Origin of the sequence: Janthinobacterium lividum (assembly GCF_011601275.1) — a bacterium.
GTDB lineage: Bacteria > Pseudomonadota > Gammaproteobacteria > Burkholderiales > Burkholderiaceae_D > Janthinobacterium > Janthinobacterium lividum_E.
In genome coordinates, this window is sequence record NZ_JAAOLY010000023.1 from 44,472 (window position 1) to 68,925 (window position 24,454).

Annotated in this window: 20 protein-coding genes; 8 read left to right on the forward strand and 12 right to left on the reverse strand. The window is 62.3% G+C overall.

Features of this window, described 5'->3' with window-relative positions:
* Positions 1 to 19: 19 nt before the first annotated feature.
* Positions 20 to 1,078, reverse strand: coding sequence for a substrate-binding domain-containing protein (locus GYK42_RS25725; RefSeq protein ID WP_166449807.1), 1,059 nt, complete (start codon positions 1,076 to 1,078; stop codon positions 20 to 22).
* Positions 1,062 to 2,975, reverse strand: a complete 1,914-nt coding sequence (locus GYK42_RS25730; protein ID WP_166449808.1) for a glucokinase — start codon at positions 2,973 to 2,975, stop codon at positions 1,062 to 1,064. The genes GYK42_RS25725 and GYK42_RS25730 overlap by 17 nt, the downstream gene beginning before the upstream one ends.
* Positions 2,976 to 3,319: 344 nt before the next feature.
* On the opposite strand from GYK42_RS25730, the gene GYK42_RS25735 reads away from it, so the two are divergent.
* From GYK42_RS25735 to GYK42_RS25755, 5 genes are all read left to right on the forward strand, one after another.
* Positions 3,320 to 4,609: a maltoporin gene (locus tag GYK42_RS25735; RefSeq protein WP_166449809.1), complete on the forward strand. Its 1,290-nt coding sequence runs from the start codon at positions 3,320 to 3,322 to the stop codon at positions 4,607 to 4,609.
* Positions 4,610 to 4,853: 244 nt separating this feature from the next.
* Positions 4,854 to 6,107: an ABC transporter substrate-binding protein gene (locus GYK42_RS25740; RefSeq protein ID WP_035817882.1), complete on the forward strand. Its 1,254-nt coding sequence runs from the start codon at positions 4,854 to 4,856 to the stop codon at positions 6,105 to 6,107.
* A 112-nt stretch (positions 6,108 to 6,219) separates the two neighbouring features.
* Positions 6,220 to 7,104 (forward strand): carbohydrate ABC transporter permease, encoded by an 885-nt coding sequence (locus GYK42_RS25745; RefSeq protein WP_010397323.1) that lies wholly within the window; start codon positions 6,220 to 6,222, stop codon positions 7,102 to 7,104.
* Positions 7,101 to 7,970 (forward strand): carbohydrate ABC transporter permease, encoded by an 870-nt coding sequence (locus tag GYK42_RS25750; protein WP_034777933.1) that lies wholly within the window; start codon positions 7,101 to 7,103, stop codon positions 7,968 to 7,970. Before GYK42_RS25745 ends, GYK42_RS25750 begins: the two co-directional genes overlap by 4 nt.
* A 9-nt stretch (positions 7,971 to 7,979) precedes the next feature.
* Complete coding sequence (locus GYK42_RS25755) at positions 7,980 to 9,089, forward strand: ABC transporter ATP-binding protein (RefSeq protein WP_046684848.1); 1,110 nt, start codon at positions 7,980 to 7,982, stop codon at positions 9,087 to 9,089.
* Between the two features lie 71 nt (positions 9,090 to 9,160).
* Here the strand turns inward: GYK42_RS25755 and GYK42_RS25760 are convergent, their stop codons facing one another.
* From GYK42_RS25760 to GYK42_RS25785, 6 genes are all read right to left on the reverse strand, one after another.
* Positions 9,161 to 10,189: a ParB/Srx family N-terminal domain-containing protein gene (locus GYK42_RS25760; RefSeq protein WP_166449810.1), complete on the reverse strand. Its 1,029-nt coding sequence runs from the start codon at positions 10,187 to 10,189 to the stop codon at positions 9,161 to 9,163.
* A 99-nt stretch (positions 10,190 to 10,288) separates the two neighbouring features.
* Positions 10,289 to 11,524, reverse strand: coding sequence for a maltoporin (locus GYK42_RS25765; protein ID WP_166449811.1), 1,236 nt, complete (start codon positions 11,522 to 11,524; stop codon positions 10,289 to 10,291).
* A gap of 89 nt (positions 11,525 to 11,613) precedes the next feature.
* Complete coding sequence (locus tag GYK42_RS25770; protein ID WP_166449812.1) at positions 11,614 to 12,747, reverse strand: ABC transporter ATP-binding protein; 1,134 nt, start codon at positions 12,745 to 12,747, stop codon at positions 11,614 to 11,616.
* A gap of 10 nt (positions 12,748 to 12,757) precedes the next feature.
* Positions 12,758 to 13,597: a carbohydrate ABC transporter permease gene (locus GYK42_RS25775; RefSeq protein WP_034777925.1), complete on the reverse strand. Its 840-nt coding sequence runs from the start codon at positions 13,595 to 13,597 to the stop codon at positions 12,758 to 12,760.
* An 8-nt stretch (positions 13,598 to 13,605) separates the two neighbouring features.
* Positions 13,606 to 14,520 carry an ABC transporter permease subunit gene (locus tag GYK42_RS25780; protein ID WP_166449813.1) on the reverse strand — a complete coding sequence of 305 codons (915 nt, stop codon included), beginning with the start codon at positions 14,518 to 14,520 and terminating at the stop codon, positions 13,606 to 13,608.
* A 111-nt stretch (positions 14,521 to 14,631) separates the two neighbouring features.
* Complete coding sequence (locus GYK42_RS25785) at positions 14,632 to 15,897, reverse strand: ABC transporter substrate-binding protein (RefSeq protein WP_166449814.1); 1,266 nt, start codon at positions 15,895 to 15,897, stop codon at positions 14,632 to 14,634.
* 355 nt (positions 15,898 to 16,252) lie between these two features.
* Here GYK42_RS25785 and GYK42_RS25790 point away from each other — a divergent pair, with 355 nt between their 5' ends.
* The 3 genes from GYK42_RS25790 to GYK42_RS25800 are packed head-to-tail and all read left to right on the forward strand — an operon-like array spanning position 16,253 to position 19,725.
* Positions 16,253 to 17,581 carry an ABC transporter substrate-binding protein gene (locus GYK42_RS25790; RefSeq protein WP_205711558.1) on the forward strand — a complete coding sequence of 443 codons (1,329 nt, stop codon included), beginning with the start codon at positions 16,253 to 16,255 and terminating at the stop codon, positions 17,579 to 17,581.
* Positions 17,556 to 18,269 carry a response regulator gene (locus tag GYK42_RS25795; RefSeq protein WP_034757625.1) on the forward strand — a complete coding sequence of 238 codons (714 nt, stop codon included), beginning with the start codon at positions 17,556 to 17,558 and terminating at the stop codon, positions 18,267 to 18,269. The genes GYK42_RS25790 and GYK42_RS25795 overlap by 26 nt, the downstream gene beginning before the upstream one ends.
* Entirely contained in the window at positions 18,262 to 19,725 is a 1,464-nt protein-coding gene (locus tag GYK42_RS25800; protein WP_166449815.1) for an ATP-binding protein, read from the forward strand. Before GYK42_RS25795 ends, GYK42_RS25800 begins: the two co-directional genes overlap by 8 nt.
* Before the next feature lie 6 nt (positions 19,726 to 19,731).
* Here the strand turns inward: GYK42_RS25800 and GYK42_RS25805 are convergent, their stop codons facing one another.
* The 4 genes from GYK42_RS25805 to GYK42_RS25820 all read right to left on the reverse strand — a co-directional run bounded on the left by GYK42_RS25805 (position 19,732) and on the right by GYK42_RS25820 (position 24,428).
* Positions 19,732 to 20,961 carry a hypothetical protein gene (locus GYK42_RS25805; RefSeq protein ID WP_166449816.1) on the reverse strand — a complete coding sequence of 410 codons (1,230 nt, stop codon included), beginning with the start codon at positions 20,959 to 20,961 and terminating at the stop codon, positions 19,732 to 19,734.
* A gap of 141 nt (positions 20,962 to 21,102) precedes the next feature.
* Positions 21,103 to 22,128 carry a PoNe immunity protein domain-containing protein gene (locus GYK42_RS25810; RefSeq protein ID WP_166449817.1) on the reverse strand — a complete coding sequence of 342 codons (1,026 nt, stop codon included), beginning with the start codon at positions 22,126 to 22,128 and terminating at the stop codon, positions 21,103 to 21,105.
* Positions 22,079 to 23,332, reverse strand: a complete 1,254-nt coding sequence (locus GYK42_RS25815) for a hypothetical protein (protein ID WP_166449818.1) — start codon at positions 23,330 to 23,332, stop codon at positions 22,079 to 22,081. Before GYK42_RS25815 ends, GYK42_RS25810 begins: the two co-directional genes overlap by 50 nt.
* Before the next feature lie 73 nt (positions 23,333 to 23,405).
* A complete protein-coding gene (locus GYK42_RS25820) occupies positions 23,406 to 24,428 on the reverse strand; it encodes a Gfo/Idh/MocA family oxidoreductase (RefSeq protein ID WP_166449819.1) in 1,023 nt (340 codons plus the stop codon).
* Positions 24,429 to 24,454 lie beyond the last annotated feature (26 nt).

Below are 24,454 nucleotides of genomic sequence, written 5' to 3' on the forward strand. Positions count from 1 at the left end.
GCGCCATGGATGCGCGTGGCTAGCGCGCGCGCCCCGTCGACGCGCGTTCCATCAAGGTAAACGCCATCAAATGATGCGTGGCCGTCGCCGTTTCCCCGGCGCGGCGCTGGCGGATTTCGTCGATGACGAGACTGACGGCGGCGCGCGCCATGTCGGCGATGGGCTGGTGGATGGTGGTCAGCTCGGGCCAGACGGTGGTGGCGACGGGCGTGTCGTCGAAGCCGCACACGCTCAATTCCGCCGGCACCTGCAAGCCCATGCCGTGCGCCACGGCCAGGGTGGCGGCGGCCATGTCGTCGTTGCTCGCGAAGATGGCGCTCGGGTGCGGTGCCTGCGCCAGCAGCTGGCGCGCCGCGTCCAGCCCCGAACGATACGTAAAGTAACCTTGCGCCACCCTGTGCGGCGCCACTGGCAAGCCTGCTTCCCGCATGGCGTCCTCGAAGGCCTGGCGGCGCAGCAGGGCGGGCGTGTGCGCCGGGTCGCCTTCGATGAAGCCGATGTCGCGGTGGCCCAGCGCAAGCAAGTGGCGCGTCATGGCCAGCGCGCCTTCATAGTCGTCGATGCGCACGGCCGAGACGCCGGGCGAGGGACGCGCCGTGGCCACGGCGATGGCGGGGATGCCCATGGTATTGAGCTGCGCCAGCACGGCGGGCGAATCGCACAGGGGCGGCGGCACGAGGATGCCGTCCACGCCGGCCGCCACCAGGCAATCGATGCCGGCGCGCTGGCTGCCCTGGTCTTCGCAGCGCTCGAGCAGCAGCTGGCCGCCGCCCTGGCGGCACTGGTCCATGGCGCCGACGAGAAATTCGCTGAGAAAGGCCGCGCTGGGGTTGCTGTACAAGAGGCCGATGCGCAGGGTGCCCGTGCGGGCCGCTCTGGCCGCCAGGTTGGGCTGATAGTGCAGGCTGGCGATCGCCGCCTCGACCTTGTCGCGCGTGGCCGTGCTGACGCTGGCGCGCCCGTTGATCACGCGCGATACCGTCATGGCCGACACGCCGGCCACGCGCGCCACGTCGTGCACGGTGGCCCCGCTGGCGGTGTCTGGTGCGGCGTGCGCCGCCTTATTCGAGGTGGCCACCGAATTTCAGCTTGCCGCTGATGCGCATGCCGTGCAATTGGCCTTCTTCCAGTTCGGCGGCGCTGGTGCGTTGCGCCGTGTCGCGCCGCGCCAGTCCCACCGACAGGATATCGAGCATCATCAGTTGCAGCAGGCGCACGATCATGGGCACGAAATTGAGGTTGCCTTCCGGGTGGTTCAAGGTCAGCAGCACGTCGGCCAGCTTGGCCAGCGGCGAACCGCTGGCCGTGATCGCCAGCACGCGCGCGCCGCAGCCCTGCGCCACCTTGACGGTGCGCAGCAGGTCGGGCAGGGCGCCCGAGCGGGAAATGACCAGCGCCACGTCGCCCGGTTTCAGCATGGCGGCGCTCATTTCCTGCGCCTGCGGGTCGGCAAAGAAGCTGCTGACGATGCCCAGGTTGAGCAGCTTGTGCTGCATGTCGTCGGCCACCACGCGGGCGCTGCCCACGGCCAGCAGCTCCACGCGCTGTGCGCTGCGCAGCAGTTCGATGGCCGCCGTCAGCGCTTTCACGTCGAGCATGTCGCGCATGGCCAGCGCGGCCGAGGCATTATTGCCCAGCACCTTGCGCGCCAGTTCGGCGTCGGAGTCCGAGATCTCCACATGGCAGTGGGCCACCGTGATGGCACCGCCCGTCAGGCCGGATGCCAGCTTCAATTTGAAGTCGGCCAGACCCTGCACGCCGATCGAACGGCAAAAACGCATTACGGTGGGCTGGCTCACGCCGACCCGCTGGGCGATTTCGGCGATCGGCAGGGTCAGCATGGCGTTCGGCTCCTTCAAGACCCAGTCGGCCACCTTGCATTCCGATGGACTCATGCGCCCGCGCGCCTGGCGCACGGATTCGAGCACGGGCGCGCCGGTATGGGCGCGCTTGAGCTTTTGCGCCAGGATGGCGGCGATGCCGAGGAAAGTCGGCAGTTCAGCCGTGATCAGGAAGGTGGGAATCTGCGCCAGATATTCGTTCAGGCGGCCCTTTTGCTCGAAGCGGGCGCGGAATTGCGACCGCTCAAACAGGGGGCCCAGGCGCGGCACGATGCCTCCGCCTATATAGATGCCGCCCAGCGCGCCCAGGGTCATGGCTACATTGCCGGCGATGGAGCCGAGGATGGCGCAAAAGCAGTCCACCGCTTCCAGGCACACGTCGCATTCATTGTTCAGGGCGCGGCTGGTGATGTCGGCTGCCAGCAGCGGCGGCGCATCGGGCTTGCCGGCGCGCTCGGACAGGGCGCGGTAGATCAGTTCCAGCCCCCGTCCGGAAGCGAGACGTTCGGCCGAGACGTGCGACAACTCGCGCCAGGCGAAGGACAGCACGTCCATCTCGCGCTGGTCGCAGGGGGCGAAGCTGACGTGGCCCCCTTCGCTGCCCAGCGCGATCCAGCGGTCTTCCGCGGGGATCATGCCCGACACGCCCAGGCCCGTACCCGAACCGAGCAAGCCGATGACGCTGTCGGCGCGCGCCATGCCGCCGCCGATCTGCAGGCGCTGGTCGGGGCGCAGGTAGGGCAGGGCCATGGCCAGCGCCGTGAAGTCGTTCACCACCAGCAGGGTGTCGAGGCCCAGCGCGGCGCGCATCGCCTCGATGGAGAAGAACCAGTGATGGTTCATCATGCGGATATTGTCGTCGTCGATGGGATTGGCGATGGCGATGGCCGCATGGCGCACGCGCGCCGAACCGGCGGCGCGCGCCTCGCCGCTATCCATATAGGCGGTGATGGCGTCGAGCAGCGAAGCGTAGTCGTCGCAGGGCAGCACGGCTACCGCTTCCAGGTGGCCCTGGCGCGTTTCCAGCACGAAGCGGGCATTGGTGCCGCCGATGTCCGCCAGCAGGCGCGGGCCTTCACTGAAACGCTCCGCCGGATCGCTGCCTGCTACTTCCATTTTTTCATCAATTTTCATGGCGGTGCCTAGTCTCGTATGCGTGCACGGTCATGGCCGCGCACTGTCGTTATGGCAAAAACCAAGGATTTTAATTCGTATACGTGCCGCGTGCCGAAAAATGCGGGTTGCCTGCACAAATGCTTTTCCATAGTGCCGGATGCGGTGGCGCCAGCGGGAAAAACAGGGCAGTCAACTCGCCTGTCGGTACGCAAATAAAGTGTCGCAGAGTAGTCGTAGGATTACAACATAATATGTTGATATTTGTTCGTAGTATAGTTACTATGTCCCTGCTGGAAAGAATTCTGGCCAGTACATTCGGCCACGAATGACTAGATAAAAAATAACTACTGAGGAGACTTACCATGCTGCATCGCAACATGTTGAAGGCCGTGTTGAAGACACTGCCGGCTGCCATCGTCTTAGCCATCGCCAGCGGTTCCGCTGCCGCCGATCCCATGTACCCATCCGACTCCGAAGGCTTCCACGGCTACCTGCGCGCTGGCGCCGGCAGCAATACCTCGGGCGACGGCGGTTCGCAAGGCTGCTTCGGCCTCGGCGGCAATACCATGAAATATCGTCTGGGCAATGAGTGCGACGCCTACACGGAATTCGGCTACACCAAGTCCGTCGCCAAGTCCGGCGGCGTGAACTATCTGGCCACGATCTGGGTCAACGCCTACGCGCCAAATTCGGATTTCGGCGATAACAAACTGGGCATCGTCAAAGCCTATGTCGAAGCGCAGGGACTCGATTTCCTGAACGGCGGCACGGCCTGGATCGGTAAACGCTTCTACTACCGTCCTGACATCCACATGCTGGATCTGCAATACATCAACATGAACGGCACGGGCGCCGGCCTGGACCGCATTCCTGCCGGCCCTGGTAAATTCTCGTATGCCTTCTTCAAGGACAACGACATCAACGACCGCAATGCCGACGGCACCATCCGCGGCACCAAGTCGGCCGTGCGCCAGAACTTCATCTACGGCGAAATTCCCGTCAATGAAAACGGCACGCTGGACCTGGCCGCGACCTACATCATCGGCGAAGGCAAGGACACCGACGTTTTTGGCGAAAAGCACAACGGCTGGCAGTTGTCGGCATTCCACCGTCAAGGTAAGGTATTTGGCGGCGGCAATACCTTCGGCGTGCAGTACGGCGTCGGTCCTGGCACGGGCAAGGGCGCGCAGTTCGGCGCGTCGGGCGACACCGGTTTCGGTTCGGACGTGAAACGCACGCGCATCTTCAATGACATGGCGATCCAGCCGATGGCCAACTTCGGCATGGAATTTGTCGCCCTGTGGCAAAAAGACGAGTCGAAAGCCACCGGTTCCTCGACCTGGACCTCGGTCGGCGTACGTCCCGTGTACGCCTTCACCGACAACTTCAAGCTGGTGGGCGAACTGGGCACGGACCGCGTGACGCAATCGGGCGGCCAGCCAGCCAAGCGCTTGACCAAGCTGACCATCGCACCGACGATCTCGGCCGGTCCTGGCCTGTGGTCGCGTCCTGAACTGCGCGCTTTTGTTACCTACGGCAAGTGGAACGATGCGGCCACCGCCTCGGTCAACGCGTCGAACAACGGCGGCCCGATCTATAACAACAATACCAGCGGCACCTCCTACGGTTTCCAAGTGGAAACTTGGTTCTAAGTTTGCAGGCGTCGTAAGTCTAGATCAACCTGGCGCATCCTTCGCGGATGCGTTTTTGGCGCCGTCCCGTGATATAAATGCAATGTAGTCATGTCATGGATCACGGCGCCGTCTTTACACCAAGATGATGCCCGTTTGCAAGCGGGTCTGAGCACAAGAGCGCCGGTACAGGCGCAGATTTCACCTTTTTCGGCCCCCGTATGCCGAAGCCCCCTAAAAGCTTGATCAAAAAAGGAATGTGGAGATGAAACTGAAATTCAAGATTACCCAACTGGCCGCATTGACCACCCTGGCATTCGCTGGCAGCGCCTTTGCGACCGACGTGGAAGTGTTGCACTACTGGACCTCCGGCGGCGAAGCGAAATCCGTGGGCCAGTTGCAGCAAATCGTGAAAGAAAGCGGCTTCGGCTGGAAAGACTTCGCCGTGGCCGGTGGCGCTGGCGAAAACGCCGCGACCGCACTGAAAACCCGCGTCATTTCCGGCAACCCGCCGACGGCCGCCCAGATCAAGGGCCCATCGATCCAGGAGTGGGGCGCTGAAGGCGTGCTGGCCAATATCGATGATGCCGCCATTCCAGGCAAATGGGATGCCGTGCTGCCGAAAGTCGTCGCCGACATCATGAAATACAAGGGTCACTACGTTGCCGCTCCCGTCAACGTCCACCGCGTCAACTGGATGTGGGTCAATCCGGAAGTGCTGAAAAAAGCCGGCGTGGCCACCACCCCGACGACCTGGGATGCGTTCTTCGACGCGGCCGAGAAAATCAAGAAATCGGGCGGCATCGCGATCGCCCACGGCGGCCAGCCTTGGCAGGACGCCACCGTGTTTGAATCCGTCGCGCTGGGCGTGGGCGGCACCGAGTTCTACAAAAAGGCCATCCTCAAGCTGGACCAGAAGGAATTGACCGGCCCGACCATGCTCAAGGTGTTTGACACCCTGGGCAAGGTGAAGACCTACATCGACAAGGATGCGGCAGGCCGCGACTGGAACCTGGCCACCGCCATGGTCATCAACAACAAGGCCGGCTTCCAGTTCATGGGCGACTGGGCCAAGGGCGAGTTCACGGCTGCAGGCAAAGTGCCGGGCAAGGACTACCTGTGCGTGGCAGCGCCTGGCACGGACAAGGCCTACACCTTCAACATCGATTCGTTTGCCATGTTCACGCAAAAGGATGCGAATGCGAAGAAAGGGCAGATCGCCCTGGCCAACGCCATCATGAATCCGAAGTTCCAGTCGATCTTCAACTTGAACAAGGGTTCCATCCCTGTGCGTTCCGGCGTATCGAAGGACAAGTTTGACGCTTGCGCCCTGAAATCGATGGAAGACATGGACGCCACCAACAAGACCGGCGGCCTGGTACCGTCGTTCGCCCACGGCATGGCGCTGCCATCGGCCACGCAAGGCGCCGTGACCGACGTCATTGCCAAGTTCATGAACACCAACATGAGCTCGAAAGACGCGGTTGCAGCCTTGGCCAAAGCGGCAAAAGTGAAGTAATCACGACGGCGCCGGCACGCTCGCCGGCGCCCGCTGCATTGCATGCATCGCAGGCGTCCGCCCTGGCTTCGACCAGGCCGGCGCCACACGCAGTTCTCTCTACGGCTCTCCTATGTCCATACGCAAGCAATTCGACCGATGGATACCGCAGATGGTGTTGGGCCCCACGCTCATCGCCAGCCTGGTATTCGTCTATGGTTTTATCTTTTTGACCGGTTGGCTGTCGCTGACCGAATCGCGGCTGATGCCGAACTACGAGTTCGCCGGTCTGGTGCAATACGTCGAGCTGTTCGACAACGAGCGCTGGTGGACCTCGCTCAAGAACCTCGGCATCTTCGGTGTCCTGTTCATCGGTTGCAGCATCGCCATCGGCCTGTTCCTGGCCATCCTGCTGGACCAGAAAATCCGCGCCGAAGGCGCGTTGCGCGCCATCTACCTGTATCCGATGGCGCTGTCCTTCATCGTCACCGGCACGGCCTGGAAATGGATGCTCAATCCCAGCCTGGGCCTGGAAAAGGTCATGCACGACTGGGGCTGGACCTCGTTTACCTTCGACTGGCTGGTGAACTCCGACATGGCCATCTACACGGTGGTGATTGCCGGCGTATGGCAGTCGTCCGGCTTTGTCATGGCCCTGTTCCTGGCAGGCCTGCGCGGCATCGATGACGAGATCATCAAGGCGGCGCAAGTCGATGGCGCATCCTTGCCGACGATCTACTGGCGCATCGTGATTCCCGCCATGCGTCCCGTGTTCTTCAGCGTGCTGCTGATCCTCGCGCATATCGCCATCAAGAGCTTCGACCTGGTCATCGCATTGACGGCTGGCGGACCTGGCAACTCGTCGTCCGTGCCGGCCATCTTCATGTACCAGTTTTCCTTCACCCGCGGCCAGCTGGGCCTGGGCTCGGCATCGGCAATGATGATGCTGGCCACCATCGTGGCCGTGCTCGTGCCGCTGATGTACCTGGAAACGCGCAGCGCAAAGGCGATGAGATGACACCTACACGTAATAATCGCCTCACCCTCGGACGGGTGGTGGTATACCTGCTGCTGATTCTGTTTGCGGTGTACTACATCGTGCCCCTGTACGTGACCCTGTCGACGTCGTTCAAGTCGCTCGACGAGATCCGCAGCGGCAACCTGCTGGCCTTGCCGCACGTGTGGCAGTTCGATTCCTGGTCCAAGGCCTGGTCTTCGGCCTGCACGGGCGTTACCTGCGACGGCATGCAGCCGTTCTTCTGGAACTCGATCAAGATGGTGATTCCCGCCGTGCTGATCTCGACCTTCCTGGGCGCCTTCAACGGCTATGTGTTTGCACACTGGCGCTTCCGCGGTTCGGAAATCCTGTTTGCCGCCTTGCTGGTGGGCTGCTTCATTCCCTTCCAGGTGGTGATCCTGCCGATGGCGCGCCTGCTGGGCGAATTCGGACTGGCCAATACCACCACGGGCCTCGTCTTCGTGCACGTGGTGTATGGCACGGCCTTCACGACCCTGTTCTTCCGCAATTACTATATCGGCGTGCCGGAAGAGCTGATCAAGGCGGCGCGCATCGACGGCGCCGGCTTCTTCCTGATCTTCCGCAAGATCGTGCTGCCGATTTCAGGCCCGATCTTCGTCGTCTGCATCATCTGGCAATTCACGCAGATCTGGAACGACTTCCTGTTCGGTATCGTCTTCGCCAGCGGCGATTCGCAGCCGATCACGGTGGGCTTGAACAACCTGGTCAACACGTCCACGGGCGTGAAGGAATACAACGTCAACATGGCGGCCGCGGTGATTGCCGCGCTGCCGACCCTGCTGGTCTATCTGGTCGCAGGCCGTTATTTTGTGCGCGGTCTGACCGCAGGCGCAGTCAAAGGTTAAGGAAAGAATATGTCCAGTTTATCGATACGCAGCATCCGCAAGGTGTACACGAATGGCGTCGAAGTCCTCAAGGGCATCGACATCGAGATCAAGGACGGCCAGTTCCTGATCCTCGTCGGCGGCTCCGGCTCCGGCAAGTCGACCTTGCTCAACATGGTGGCCGGCCTGGAAAGCGTTACCTCGGGCGAGATCCTCATCGACGGCAAGGTCGTCAACGACCTGCCGCCGAAGGACCGCGACATCGCCATGGTGTTCCAGTCCTACGCGCTGTACCCGTCGATGACGGTGCGCGAAAACATCGCGTTCGGCCTGAACGTGAAAAAAGTGCCGAAGGCGGAGCAGGAAGAAATCGTCGCCCGCGTCGCCGAAACCCTGCAGATCACGCACTTGCTGGACCGCCGTCCGGCGCAGCTGTCGGGCGGCCAGCGCCAGAGGGTCGCCATGGGCCGCGCCATTTCGCGCAAGCCGTCGCTGTTCCTGTTCGACGAACCGCTGTCGAACCTGGACGCCAAGCTGCGCGTTGAAATGCGCGCCGAGATCAAGCTGCTGCACCAGCGCCTGAAGGCCACCATCGTCTACGTCACGCATGACCAGATCGAGGCGATGACGATGGGCGACCTGATCGCCGTCATGAAGGACGGGGTGGTGCAGCAACTGGGCACGCCGCAGGAAATCTACGACAACCCGGCCAACCTGTTCGTGGCCGGTTTCATCGGCTCGCCGTCGATGAACTTCATCACCGTCAAGCCTGTCATCGAGGGCAACGAGGTGTTTGTCGCCATCGAGAACGCGGGCAAGAGCCTGCGCCTGGCCTTGCCGTTCGCGGCCGATAAGCTGCGCAGCTATGCGGGCCGCGACGTGATCCTGGGCGTACGCCCGGAGCAGATCACGGACATGAGCAGCGCACATGGCGACGTGGGCCAGGAACTGGGCTGCCTGATCGACCTGGTCGAGCCGACCGGCCCCGACACCCTGCTGACGACGCGCCTGAACGGCGCTGCTGTGACGTGCCGCACGCACCCGCGCGAAGCCGTGCTGCCGGGGCAGACCATGCAGCTGTCGTTCAACCTGTCGAAAGCGGCCATGTTCGATCCGGCCAACGGCGAGCGCATCGCGTAAGCAGCACCTGCAACAGAAAACGGCCCGCTTGTCGCATGACAGGCGGGCCGTTGTCGTTTACGCCGCTGTGCTTATTGCGCCAACGATTTCTTGTACGCGATGGTGTGGCGCAGCTTGCCCTCGTCGTCGATCAGTTCATCGAACGCTTCCCGGTTGACTTCCCGCAGGGAGCCCAGCTCGCGCGCGCTCTTGCCGCCGCTGACGATATCGCCGGGCCGCAGCGCCGCCATCGCCTGCGCGGCCAGCAGGATCGCATTCGCATACGCGGCCGAATCGCGCAGGTCGACGCGCGCCAGGTCCAGCGCCGGCATGCCGCGCAGCCAGTCGGCCCAATAAAACTCGAGAAATTCCGTGGCGTGCTCCGGCGGCTCGTAGCCGACCCCGCGCGTAAAGTAGACGAGCGAGCGGTACGGGTCGTCGCCCAGGGACTGCAGGCCGACGGCGGATGGCAGCTGCCGCGGCGTGATGGCCTGGTTGCGGCCGTTTTTCAGCCATACCTTGTTTTCCTCGCGCATGCGCGTCCAGAAGGCCGCTTCGCCCAGCGCGCTGAAATTGTCGCTGACCTTGACCCAGACTTTCATTTGACGATTGCGCCCGCCGTCGGCATCCCGGAAGGTGGAAAACGTGTGGTGGCCATCGGTCAGGTATACGATGCCGCGCGGGCCGATCACGACGGTCTTCATGTCGTCCGGACGGCTGCCCACGGCCGCCTTGCAGCGGTAGCCGGCCGGTGGCGCGCTGAGCGTGGCGCCGGGCACATTGGCTGTGTTGGGCAAGACGTCGCCCTGGCCATTGGCTTCGCACAGGTCGGCGAATTTCTTTGGCTTGGCGATGTCGGCGATGTGTTTTTCTTCGGCCGCATAGCGTCCCAGCTTGTAATACACCTGGTCGTAGCCGATGGCCGGCTGGGTCGGATGCAATTCATCGAGACGCACCTGCAGGATGCGCGGATGGGCGGCGCTGCCCACGACGGTGGCCATCAGCGCCTGCTGGCGCTCGCTCAGGACCGGCGCCGGCGCGACGACGGCGTCGCGGGCGGCCGCCATGCTGGCGAAAGCGAGGGCCAGTGCGGCGGCGGCCCGGGGAAATGCGGCGTGCATGCGACCTCCGAAGTGAGCGCTATGGCGTGCAGCATAGCGCGGCACGCGATTTCGCGCAGTCCGATAGGCGCACGCACTGCGCCATATCAAGACAGCTTCTTAAAACCACGTCTCCACTTGCAGGCCGAACGAGGTGCCGCTGGTGGCGTTGCCGTACACGGGGCCCGATTCATTGGCCTTGTTGACGGCGGCCGTGGCGGCGTCGTTCCATTTGCCGTAGGTGACAAAGGCGCGCAGCTCGGGACGCGACCAGTAACCCTTGCCCGCCGTCAGGGTAGGGGCGAAGGTCAGCTTGGTCAGGCGCTGCGCGGCGCCGCCCGTGGGCGAGGTCACGCGGTCCGTGCCCAGCTCGAACTGCAGCTTGAAGTTGTCGTTGACGGCATACACGGGGCGCACGCCCAGGGATGTCCAGGTCGAGCTGCCGCCCGTGGCGTCGGACTTGTCGCGCTGCACGATGGCGATCATTTCCGCGCTCCATTCCGGCGTCGGTTGTATCCACAGCGAATTGAAGATGCGCAAGCGCGTGACGTCGCTGCCGTTGCGGATCGAGCCCGTCGTACCCATGCGGTCGCAGCACTGGCCGCCGGCGCCCGTGCCCGGCCCGACGCCGTACTGGATGCCGAAGGTGTTGGCGCCGCCCCATACTTTATCCTGCTTGTGCAGCACGGTGGCTTGCCAGCCGCTGTGCGAGGTGCTGTCCTTCTTGTCGGGCGTGATCAGGGTGGTCAGCACTTCCAGTGTGCCATCCTGGTTGACGGGGATGCCCTGGTAGACGAGGTTTTGCCGGATGGCCGAGTTGCCGGGCTTGTCGTTATCCTTGAAGAAGCCATAGCTGATGCGGCCCGGTCCCAGCTTGTACTGGTCAATGCCGCCGCCCGTGCCGTTCATATTGATGTATTGCAAGTCCAACATGTGGATGTCGGGACGCATGTAGTAGCGCTTGCCGATCCAGGCCGTGCCGCCGTTGAGGATTTCAATGTTTTTCGCTTCCACGTACATCTTCGACATGCTCAGGTCCGAATCGCTGACGGCGGAACTGGGCGTATAGGCGGCCACCATGATATGGCCGACGAAGCTGACGCCGTTGCTCGACTTGGCCATTTCCTTCTGGTATTCGAATTCGCCATAGGTGTCGCATTCGTTGCCGAGCCGGTAGCGCATGGTGTTGCCGCCCAGGCCGTAGCAGCTTTGCGGGCCGCGGCTGTCCGTGCTCGAGCCGAGGCCGGCGCGGAAGTAGCCGTGGTATTCGCCTTCGGCATCGCTGGCGTGGGCGGCGCCGCAGGCCAGCAGCACAGTGCAGGCCAGGGCCAGCGAGGTCTTGATCGGGTGTTGCATGGAGTCTCCTTGTCGTTATCAAAATGCGTGCTTGGGCACGTCGTACCGGATCGCTGCCGATCCAATCGGGGGGCTGCCTGGCGGGAAGCTCAGGCGGCCAATATCTGTTTCGATGAAATCAGGTTGCCGGGCTGGCGCCGCGTGCGCGCCACACCTTGCGCGTCGAACAAATGAAAGGCGCTGCTGGCGGCCGAGACCGTGAATGGCTGGCCCAGCGGCACGCGGTTGTTGCCGTCGCCGCGTATCACCAGTTCCTGGCCGTTGTCCAGCGCCAAGTAAATGAAGTTGGCTTCGCCCAGGTGTTCCACCAGGCTGACGACGCCCTGGAAGCGGGCGCTGCCATCGCCGTTTTCCAGGATGTGTTCCGCCCTGAGGCCCACCGTGACGGCGTCGCCCGGCAGCAGGCCGGCCGGATCGACGAGGGCCGTGACTTCCTGGCCGCTGGCCAGCGCCACGCGCACGCCATCGTCCTGCGCGGCGATGATTTTTCCTTCGAAGAAATTCATCATCGGCGCGCCGATGAAGCCGGCCACGAAGCGGTTCGCCGGCTGCTGGTACAGTTCCAAAGGCGTGCCCGCCTGCTGGATATGGCCGCCATGCATGACGACAATCTTGTCGCCCAGGGTCATCGCTTCGACCTGGTCGTGCGTCACATACACGATGGTGGCGTTCAACTGGCGGTGCAGCTTGGCAATTTCCAGCCGCGTCTGTACGCGCAGGGCCGCGTCCAGGTTCGACAGAGGCTCGTCGAACAGGAACAGCTGCGGTTCGCGCACGATGGCGCGGCCGATGGCGACCCTCTGGCGCTGGCCGCCCGACAGTTCGCGCGGCAGGCGTTCCAGCAGGTGGTCGATCTTCAGGATGGCGGCCGCGTGGCGCACGCGCTGGGCGATGGCGTCCTTGCTGGCACCGGCGATCTTCAGGCCGAATGCCATGTTGCGGTACACGCTCATGTGCGGATACAGCGCATAGCTCTGGAAGACCATGGCGATGCCCCGTTCGGCCGGCGGCAAGTCATTGACGACCTTGCCGCCGATGGACAATGTGCCTTGCGAAATGCTTTCCAGGCCGCACAGCATGCGCAGCAAGGTCGATTTGCCGCAGCCGGAAGGGCCCACCAGCACGACGAATTCACCGTCGCGGATGTCGAGGTCGATGCCGGCCAGCACATTGTGGCGGCCGTCGTAGGATTTGGTCAGTTGTTGCAGGCTTACATGGGCCATGGCGCACCTATTATTTGACCGCGCCGGACGTCAGGCCGCGGATCAGTTGACGAGAGAAAATGACGTACATGACGAGCACGGGAATGACGGCCAGCGACAGCGCCGCCAGCACGGAGTTCCAGTCCGTCACGTATTGCCCGATGAATTGCTGCACGCCCAGGGTGACGGTCTTGGTGCGGTCCGAAGGCGCCAGGATCAGCGGGAACCACAGGTCGTTCCAGGCGGGAATCATGGTGAACACGGCCACCGTGGCGATGGCGGGACGGATCAGGGGCAGGATCACCTGGAAGAAGATGGCGAATTCGCCCACGCCATCGCAGCGCGCCGCATCCTTCAGTTCGCGCGGCACCTGGCGCACGAATTCGGACAGGATCATCACGGCCAGCGGCAGGCCCTGCGCCGTGTACACGAGCACCAGCGCGCTCAGGGTGTTGATCAGGTCGAGCCGCACCACCAGTTCCAGGATGGAGACCGTGCCCAGGCGGATGGGGATCATGATGCCCAGCGCCAGGTACAGGGTCAGCAGGCGGTTGCCCGTAAACGTGTACTCGGACAAGGCCCAGGCCGCCATGGCGCCGAACAGCACGATCAGCAGCAGCGACAGCAGGGTGACGAACAGGCTGTTGCCGAAGTACAGCAGGAAGTCCGAATTGGCCAGCACCTTGTGAAAGCCCACGAGCGAAAAGGTGGACGGCGTGGGCAAGGCCAGCGGATTGTCGAAGATGGCGGCCCGCGTCTTGACCGAGTTAATCAGGATCAAGACGATGGGGAACAGGGCGATGATGGTGTAGCCCGCCAGGATCGCATGCACGGCGGCGCGGCCCAGAGGGCGGGTGGAAACGTTGCGCATGGCGGCCCTTACAGTTCGTAGCGTGTCAGCTTGCGCTGCACGAAAAAGAAATACACACCCACGCCCACGAGGATCACGAGGAACATCATGGTGGCCACGGCAGCGCCCATGGTGGGGCTGCCCAGCTGGGCCTGGTAACCGAAGAAGGTGCGGTAAAAGAAGGTGCCGAGGATGTCGGTGGCGTAGTTCGGTCCCGCCAGCGCGCCTTTCACGGAATACACGAGGTCGAAGGCGTTGAAGTTGGCGACGAAGGTGAGGATGGTCACCAGCCCCAGGGTGGGCCAGATCAGCGGCAGCTTGATTTGCCAGAAGATGCGCATGGCGCTGGCGCCCTCCGCGTGGGCCGCCTCGATGATTTCCTCGGGCACGGCCAGCAGGGCCGCATAGATCAGCATCATGGGGATGCCGATGTATTGCCAAACGGAAATGAGGGCGATGGTCAGCAGGGCCGTCGATTCCTGGCCCAGCCACGGCGCGAAGTAGCTGCCGATGCCGACGCCATCCATCAGCGACTGGCCCACACCCCATAGCGGCGACAGGATCAACTGCCAGATGAAGCCGATGATGACGACGGACAGCAGGGTCGGCAGGAAGATCAGGGTACGGTAGCTGCGCTCGCCCTTCAAACCCTTGAGGCTGAAGAGGGTGGCCAGCAGCAGGCCGATGGGATTTTGCAGCAGCATGTGGATGAGGAAGAACTTGCAGTTGTTCCACATCGCATTCCAGAAACTTTGCGACCATTGCGGGTCGAACAGGATGGTGGCGTAGTTGGCCAGGCCGGCAAAATGGTGCTGGCCACTCTCATCGGTCGTGTACAGGCCCAGGCGCAGGGTATCGGCCAGGGGCAGGGCGCTGAACAGCGAGTAAATGACCAGCGCCGGGGCCAGGAACACGAGCACGTGCCATGGGAAAGTTATTTTCACGGCGAAACTCCAGACGAAGAAAAGCACCGGCGGCGGGGCCGCCGGCAAAACCGTGCCACCGGCTGCCGCATCGCACTGCTCAGGCCGGTTGCTCGGGGAGGGTAGGGGGATTTATTGCTGTTGCGGCTTGTACCACTTGGCAAAGCCGGACTGGATCTGGCGCGCCGCGTCTTTCGGCGCCAGCTTGCCGTTCAAGACCTGGGCATTGACGTTCCACAGCTCGTTTTCCATGCTCGGCTCGCCACGGTTGAGGATTTGCGCGTTCAGGCGGATGGTCGAGGCGCAACTGGCACGCCAGCCGTTCATTTGCTTGGCCAGCGGATCCTTGATGGAGATCAAATGGTTCGACAGCGAGAAGAAGCCCGTCACCTTGTTGGTGTAGATGTCGGCGAATTCCTGCGAACCGAGCCAGGCGAGGAATTTGTAGGCGTCTTCCTTGTTCTTCGACTTCTTGTTGACGCTCATGCCGATGTCCGTGTGGTCCGAGATATAGCACTTGTCGCCGGCCTTGCGCACGGGAGGATTGAAGGCGCCCAGTTCCAGTTCCGGGTCCTGCTTGAAGTAGGCGATGTCCCAGGAGCCGGACGGGTAGATGGCGGCCTTGCCCAGCGCGAACTGGTTCTGGCTGTCGCCATAGGTTTGCGCGCTGGCGCCCTTGGACAGATAGCTGCCCAGCCGTGCCTCATATTCCCAGGCGGCGACGAATTGCGGGTCGGTAAATTTGGCCTTGCCGGCTATCAACGCCTTGCGGCCCTCTTCGCCCTTCCAGTAATTGGCGCCGATGCTGGTAAACACCACCTGGTTCGCTTCCCACTGGTCCGCCGTGCCCAGCGCCAAGGGCGCATATTTGCCGCTTTTCCTGACCGTTTCCAGCACCTTGAAGAATTCCTCTTCCGTGGCGGGCGGTTGCAGTTTCAGTTCGCGGAAGATTTTTTTGTTGTACAGGAAGCCATGCATGACGGACGCGATCGGCATGCAGAAGGTGTCCTTGCCGTCGTCCGTCTGCCACGCCACCTTGGCCGAGGCGGGGAAGTTGTCCATGCCGGCCTTGCCGTCGAGCTTTTCCAGCTGGCCCCGCTTGTACAGGGCCAGCGAGACGTCGAACGGGCGGCAGGCCAGCAAGTCGCCGGCCGTGCCGCCGCTCAGGCGCGCGTTCAGGGTGGAATCGTATTCGGTGGGGGCGGTGGGCGAGAACTTGATCTCGATGCCAGGATGTTTTTTCTGGAAGGCGGGAATGAGCACCGTTTCCCACAGGGTCTTGTCATCCACGCGCCAGCTTTCGATGGTGAGCGTGCCCGCCTGTGCCGTGCCGCTGGCCAGCAGCAGGGCCAGCAATGTGTTGCGCGCGGCCGCGCCGCCTTTTGCATGCAGTTGCATGTCGTCTCCTTGTTGGTGTTGGTCTTGTTTGGCTGCCTGTTACGCTGCAGTTGGCGGACAGTAGCATCGGGGGAAATGTGACGCCAGCACCCGGCATTGCACCGGCGATTTTTTCTTATCTCGTTGATTTAAAAGAATAATATTGAAATGCGCAGGCGCGCTTGCTTACCTTTCCTTACCGATGTCCGCTGCCGTGGCGCGCCGCGCGGGGCGTCGGGCGCGTGGCGCCCCTTGTGCGCTGCGCAAGGTAGTGCAACAAAAGCTCACGTTTCTTTACAAATCAGGGTACTAAATTACCAACCTGCTGTTTTGTAGTTGGGCTATAGTTTGTCGCGACAAGAAAAAGGGGACAGGATTGAAGACGCCGCCGCGCAACACCGCCGACCGCCATGCCGGGGCCGCCCGCCGTCGCGGCGCGGCGGCGCTGGCGCTGCTGGCCCTCCTGTGTAGCAACGTGCCGGCACGGGCAGAAGCGCTGCAAGTACTGCATTGGTGGACCTCGATCGGCGAACGCCGCGCCGCCGACGTGCTGGTGGCGCGCCTGGCGCAGGAAGGCGTCGAATGGCGCGACGCGGGCATCGCGGGCGGCGCCGGGGTCGGCGCGGGCAAGGTCTTGAAGAGCCGTGTACTGGCCGGCAAATCGCCGGAAGTCATGCAACTGATCGGCTATACCCTGGGCGAGTGGAGCGACCTGGGCCTGCTGCTGCAGCTCGACAGCGTCGCCGCCAGCAACAACTGGCGCGCCACCATGTATCCCACCGTATGGGGCTTGCTGCAAAACCGCGGCCATACGATGGGCGTGCCGGCCGGCATCCACCGCATCAATACCCTGTTTTACAACCGCAAGATCTTCCAGCGCCTGGGCCTGGCCGTGCCGCGCAGCTGGAGCGACTTCGAGCGCGTGGCCGGCAAGCTGCGCCAGGCCGGCATCACGCCACTGGCGCAAAGCAGCGAAGCGTGGCAGGTGGCCACCCTGTTTGAAACGCTGGTGCTGGCCGAATCGGGGCCTGCGTATTACCGCGCCCTGTTTGTCGAGAAGAAAGCCGAGGCGTATGCCGACCCGCGCCTGCGCCACGCCTTGCAGCGCTTGAGGTCCCTGAAGCAATGGATGGGCACGCCGTTGCGCGAACAGGGCTGGCCCGAAATGGCGCGCCAGGTGGGCGATGGCGAGGCGGCCATGTACATCATGGGCGACTGGGCGAAGGGCGAGCTGAACGCCTGGGGCCGCGCCACGGACGAGGTGTTCGGCTGCGCCGCCGCGCCCGACACGGGCGATTACCACCTGTACAGCATCGATACCCTGGCCATGTTCGCATCCGATTACACGCACCAGGGCGCGCAGGAAAAGCTGGCGCAGGTGGTCGCTTCGCTGCCCGTGCAGCTCGAGTACAGCCAGGTGAAGGGCTCGATTCCCGCCTTGCGCCAGGCCGACCTGTCGCGCCTGGACAGCTGTGGGCGCGCCTCGGCGCAGGCATTCGCGCGCGGCGCCGCGTTCCAGGCGCCCAGCCTCGTGCACCGCATGGCCACCGATGAAACCAGCAAGGACGCCATCATCGCCGAAGTGCACCGCTATTTCCTGGACGAGACGATCAGCGCGGCCGACGCCCAGCGCCGCATCGGCAGCATGTTGCAGGCGCTGAATAAAAAAGGACGAGACCATGTCACGCAAAATCCTGGTCGTTGACGACGATCAAAAGACCCGCATGCTGTTGAAGGCCTACCTGGAAAAGAACCAGTACGAGGTGGGTCTGGCGCACGATGGCGCCACCTTCCTGGCCGAATTCCACCGCCATGTCGATAGCCTGTCGCTGGTGATCCTCGACGTGATGTTGCCCGATACGGATGGCTTTGCGCTGTGCAAGGTGGTGCGCGCCCGCTCGAACGTGCCCATCATCATGCTGACGGCCAGCTCCGACGAGACGGACCGGGTGGTGGGGCTGGAACTGGGCGCCGACGACTACATCGCCAAGCCCTACAGCCCGCGCGAATTGCTGGCGCGCATCAAAGCCATCCACCGCCGCACGGGCATCGACGCGGCCGCGCCACCCCGCTATTACCGCTTCGTCGGTTTCACCCTCGATACGCTGGAGCGCACGGTGACGGATGCCGATGGCGAAGCGCTGCAGCTGACGGGCCTCGATTTCCAGCTGCTGCGCTACTTTGTCGAGCATCCGGGCGATATCCTCGACCGCAGCGTGCTGTGCGAACAGACGCGGGGACGCGACGCGGGGCCGCTCGACCGCTCGCTTGATGTGCAGGTGAGCCGGCTGCGGTTGCGCCTGAAGGACGATGGCAAGCAGCCCATGCTGATCAAGACGGTGCGCGGCGCTGGTTATGTGTTTTCGGCCGACGTGAGCAGTGGACATGCCTGAGCGGGGCGCGCGCCGGCTGCTCGAGCGCCTGTTGCCGCCATCGCTGCTGGGCCGCCTGTCCGTGGTGATGGTGGCCGGCGTGCTGGCCACGCAACTGGTGGGCAACCTGATCTGGGCCACGCAGCTGCGCCGCGATTCGGCCGTGGAGGCGCGCATGGCGTCGCAGCACCTGGCCCGCAGCGCCGCCAGCACCATCCGCTTCTTCCTCAGCCTGCCGGCCAACTACCGCCCCATCCTGATCCAGCAATTTCGCGAGATGGGCGGCACGCGCTTCTTTGTCAACGTCAACCAGGGGCCGCTGGCCATCCGCGAAATCGCCCCGCACGCGCTGGCCGATACGGTGGTGGCCACGGTGGGCGCGGCGCTGAAGAGCGACTTGCCCCAGCTGGCCGGCTACCGCGTGGGCTTCGCCTGGCCGAGAGACCTGGTGGTGGCCGACAGCGGCGCGCACATCGGCGACTTGCCGGAAAACTGGGTCCAGCATATCTTGCTGCTGAAACCGAATCCCGCGCCCGTCCTCGTGATCCAGGCCGAGCTGGAGCCGGGCAACTGGCTGTACCTGGCGGCACTGATGCCCAACCCGTATTTCTTGCAAAGCAGTAATCCTTGGACACTCGACCGGGTATTGCTGCAAGCGTTGTCGCTGGCGGCCGTGCTCCTGCTGTCGATTCTCGTCGTGCGCTGGACCACACGGCCGCTGGCGGCCCTGTCGGACGCGGCCGAAGCGTTTGGCCGTGGCGAGACGCCGCCGCCGTTGCCGCAGACGGGCAGCCGCGAATTCGTGCAGACGGCGCGCGCCTTCAGCGGCATGCGCGAACGCATCCAGCGCTACCTGGAAGACCGAGAACGGCTGTTCGTCTCGATTTCGCACGACTTGCGCACGCCCATCACCCGCCTGAAATTGCGCACGGAATTGCTCGACGACGATGTGCTGCGCAACGAATTCCACGATGACCTCGATGAGCTGGACATGATGGTCAAGGGGGCGCTGCAATGCGTGAAGGATAGCGATATCCATGAAAACGCCACCGAGGTGAGATTGGACCCCTTGCTGCAGCGTATGGTGCGCGGGACCCAGCTGGCCGGCCATGAAGTGCATTACGTGGAAACGGACCTGAGCGTGAAGGCCAAGCCCCTGGCCCTGAAGCGTGCCATCGGCAACTTGCTGGACAATGCCCTGTTTTACGGCAAGACGGCCCATTTGTCGGCGTGCCGCGAGGGCGCCAACGTGGTCATCCGCATCCGCGATGACGGCCCCGGCGTGGCCGAAGAGGCGTTCGCCAGCCTGTTCCAGCCCTATGTGCGCCTGGAACATGGCCGTGAACAAAACGCGCATGGCATGGGCTTGGGGCTTGGTATCGCGCGCAGCATCATCCAGGCCCACGGTGGCGAGCTGACCCTGGCCAACCACCGCGATGGCGGCCTGGAAGCGACCATCCGCCTGCCGGCCCAGTGAGTGACGTCAGCTTTGCCCGGCCAGCAGCGCACTGGGCACGCGCGGCGAGGACATCAGGTCGCGGAAGGCCGCCCAGTGTGCGACCCGCGTCGCGCCCTGGCGCTCGACCCAGGCTTTTGCCATGTCCTGTCCCAGGTTGTAATTGATGACGTAGGCGCCCATGGCGTCGTAGAACTGCAGGCGCTGCGCGGATTTCTCGGCCGGGTACAGGCGCACGTTGACCAGCCATTCCAGCGCTTCCTCGCGCGTCAGGCTGCCTTCGAGGTAGTGGCGCGCGATGTCGTTGTCGGCGTAGCCGAGCTTGGCCAGTAGCGCGTTGAGTTGCGCATAGCGGGGTGCCAGCTTTGGCTCGAGGCCGGCCAGCGGATACAGCACCTGCTGTTCAAAATCGAGCCGCTCGGCATCCGTGAAACTCAGTTCGATGCCGTAGTTGGCCGTGCCTTCGGCGATCAGCGATTGCGGCGAATACAGCGGATAAATGCAGTACTCCATCCAGCCCTTGCCGCGCACCAGGTCGCGCTCGAGCAACACGTTATACACATGGTGGCCCGGATACGCCTCATGGCAACCGAGGTCGACCGCCCGGTCGATATAGATGGGTAAATCGGTATTGATCTGGATCACGCTCTGATAGTTGCCCTTGTACCAGTTGTAGCCGCTCCACGGTTTGTCGGTGACGAATTCCAGCACGAAGTCCTCGCCTTCGGGCAGGGCGATGTACTGCAAGGTGCGTTCCCTGCCAGCCCTGATGGCGGCCTGCATGACGTCCTGCAATCGCTCTGGCGGAATGATGAACTGGCTGCGAAATTGCTGCACACGTTCGCTCACCGCTTGTTTGCCGGGCAACAGGTCGGCCACTTGCGCAACGATGGCTTCATACCAGGCGCGGGTGTGATGGGGAGAAACTGCGTCGTAGAGCTGCGCACTTTCTTCGTCAAAACCAAGTTTCTCGCCGCCGAGCATCGCCACCTTCGTTTGCATTGCCAGCAATTGCGTGCGCAGGCTGCGCGCGCGCAGCTGCGTTTCCTGGTCAGTGGCCAAAGGTCGCTGCGCCAGCAGCGCAAGCGCTGCCGCGATGTCTTGGCTGATCCGTGTGAGCGGCAAGGGCGCAGTCGCCGCCGCCGCTTGCCATTCGGGCGGGCCGTAATACGCGTCCACGTAGGAGGCGTCATGCTGGCCGATGGCCAGCACCAGATGCACATAGCGTTCTGCAATATCGGACAGGAAAGCGGGCATGGCGGCGGGAAGAAGGGAATCGAAGAAGCAGTATAGCAGTGCCGCGCCGTTGTAAATATGGCTGTGACCAGGCTAAGCAGCGCTGAATCAGCGTGATCAATGAAGCCGGTGCCTGATTGCCAGGCACGGGCTTGCAACGTTTTATTGCTTGGCACTCCATTGCCAGATTGTCTGACCATACGCGGCATCTTCGAACGCTGGCATCACTTCGCCATGCTCGAAATAGCGACGGCCTTGCAACCTGGCCGGGGTTTCCCAGAAGCCCGCTTTCGGACATGGCTGACCACCTTCGATGCGCCCGCCATCGGCTACAAGGGCAGCATCAAGGCTGGTATGGCGATTTTCCGTACGTAGTTTACGAGCGTAATCCACCAAGTCTTTCGGATAGACCATATGGTCTATCCCGCTGTCGTTGAGATCAAGTAAAAATACCGCCGCACCTGCTTCAAATGCCCAATAGCCATAATACCCAGCGTAGCCTTCGTCGCTGATCTTCAAATGCTCGTCGTGCCAGCGCGGATGATCTTTCATAGCGGGATACCATTGTTTCAGGTACTGTTTCAGCAGGTGCAGTGTCTCCTGCTCGTCTTCCTCGTAAAACACTTGTAGCAGGGTATCGTAGGGCTTGCCCAAGATACACGTGTCGAGCGCCATTTCGTTGTCTACATACCCGCCAATCAATTGCTCGTACAGTCCGTCAAGGCCGCGATGGCTGCGCAGCATGTCAATTAGCCGCATGACTGATCGTCGGTCACGCAGCAATATCGCGATACTGAGTAATTGCAAGGTGTTTTCATAATCGGAGAGAATGGAAAACTGAGGTGCGCCCTCATATTCATAGGGGCCATATTCCGGGTATTCAAGCACAGCTTGCTGCCGGTAAACCTGATCAACTTCATTCCATTTTTCAAATAGATCGACAATGCCGGAAATACGCGGCGCCAGTTCGTCGATCTTCACTCCGGCGGTGTAGTCGAGCATCCATAGCCAGAATGTTTCCAGATATAAAAAATGGTGAGCCAGCGCTGCATCTTGTGCTGTTTCAGCAATGTCCTTGTTTTCCTGTTGTCCTTCGATTAAAGCCAGTTGATTTTCCCTCGTTTTTATATACAGCTCTTCATACAGAAATTGTTGCCTTCTTTTTTCGTGAAATGGGGGATGGCTCATTCTCAGGTGCCTTTTCTTTTTTCTGCCTTTGCTCTCGGGAGGGGGAAGTCTTGGGTTTTTCAGCTTTTTCGGCCCCGGTTTTTTTTGGCTGCGAGCTGAGCGCAAGTTTTCTGCCAGTCTCTATCTTATCTATTTCAAAACGGTCGAAAGTATCAGTGATGCCATGTGTGGGCTTGTGTTTGTCATGTAATTTAATGTTGTAATGGTCACCTGAGCCGATAAGCTCCAGGATTGCTTCAAGATGATCCATCACACCGGGTGCAGCCGTGAGCTTGAGGTTACTTTGCGGGTGGGTTTTTGTCACGAACGGGTTTGAGGCAGCAGGGGTACCCAGCATAAGATAAACCCATCGATTTTTCAGATTGGCCGGATTTTGCATGGTTTTGTCCTTGACGCTGTTGGTAATCCATTCTTTACTCATCTGCGTCCCTTTTTTCGGCTCTCCCAGCAACGTCCACAGCATCCATTGCCTGTCGTTCAGTGACGCCGGCGCCTTCGGGATTGTGCCGTTTCCCGTATTTCTTTTCAGTCGCGCATGCAGGCTATAGATGCTCTCGCTGAACTTCGCCTCGATAAACTGGTAGGTCGTGGCATCGGTCTGCCAGATGGTATCGACGCCGGACAAGGTCACCTTGGCCAGGTCTTCCGGCACCAGTTCCGAGGGGCGCTTGTGTTTGCTGTCAGGGCCGACAATGCGCGGGAAGGCGGCGCTCCACTTGCCCTTGACGTTACCGTGTGGCCAGGCGTTGGTCTTCTTGAGAATATGTTCCATATGATAATAGTCCGCCATGTGGTCACCGACCAGTCCCCGCGGCCCAAATTTGATTTCGGACAGCAATTCGCGAATCGGCCGCGACGTATTCTTGACAGGTGCTGTGCCGCCGTCGCTGCTCTGGCGGTGCGAGTCGTCCACGGGTTTGTGGTCCTTGCCCTTGCCCGGCGAGTCCCGTTCTTTGGTTTTTGCTTTGGCATCCACGCCCTTGGTTTTTTTATCGGTGCTGATCGTGGGCGATTTGAACTGGGCATTGGCGCTGTGCGGATGTGTGTTGCCGGACTTGTGATTGTGCCTGGCCGCCGTATTGGCGCCGGTGCCGGCGGCGACGGCGATTTTTTTTGCCGCCCATAACGCCTCTTCGCCCAGCATGTCCTCGATCAAGTCAGCGGCAGCGGTTTGGTACGTCTGGCCAAGGGGTGCAGGCAGCATGATAAAACTGCAGACATGCTGGCGCCTGCTGCCGGAAAATGGCGCCGGCGTATAGGCACGCCGGCGCCGGCGCTTAAAACTCGACAGGCCGCGCTTCGCGCATCGCTTGCGTCATGGCCAGGCCGATGCGCGTCGCTTCCGTTGCGTCGTGCAAGGTCAATGACAAGGTGCGCCGGCCCAGTGCCGCATCCGTGAACTCCTGCGCCTCGATCAAAAAGGCGTCGGCAAAGCGGGCATAGAAGTCGGGCGTGCACTCATTGCGCACGCCATGCGCATCTGAAATTTCCACCCGGTTCAGGCGCGGATTGCTGCCCACGGCCAGGCGGCCGCCCGTGCCGAACACTTCCGTCAGGGTTTCATGGCCATGCGCCATGGTGCGCGAGGCCATGAAGCTGGCCATGCTGCCATCGGAAAATTCGACCGTCGCCAGGCCGTTGTCGACGTCGCCAAATGCCTGCAAGCCCGTATGGATGGCGTTGGTGCCGCTCGCATATACGCGTTTGGGCACGGGATTGCCCAGCAGCCAGCGCGCCAGGTCGATATCGTGCACGCTGCAATCGAGGAAGATGCCGCCGCTGGTGGGGGCGAAGCGCATGAAGGCGCCGCTGGGGTCGTTCTGATCGCAGGTTTGCGAACGCACCAGATACGGCTTGCCGATGAGTCCCTGGGCGATCTTTTGCTTCGCGTCATGGTAGCTGGCGTCGAAACGGCGCACGAAGCCGATCATGATGGTCAACTGCGGGTGGCGTGCCGCTTCGGCTTCCACTTTCAGGCAGTCGGCCAGGTCCAGGGACAGCGGCTTTTCGCAAAACACGTGCTTGCCGGCGCGCAGGGCGGCGATGATCTGGTCCGCATGCAGCGAGGTGGGCGTGACGAGGAAGACGGCGTCCAGGCCCGGGTGGGCCAGCAGGGCGTCGTAATCGGCATAGCCGGTGGTGATGCCGAGCTGGCTGGCGGCCCAGTCCAGTTCGGCTGGAACGGGGCTGCAGGCAGCCACGACTTCGGCATTCGGCACGCGCTGCGCCAGGTTGATGGCATGACGCTGGCCCAGCCGGCCCAGGCCGACGATACCGACTTTTAATGTTGGGGATGACATGCTGTCTCCAGATATTTTTATTCTTG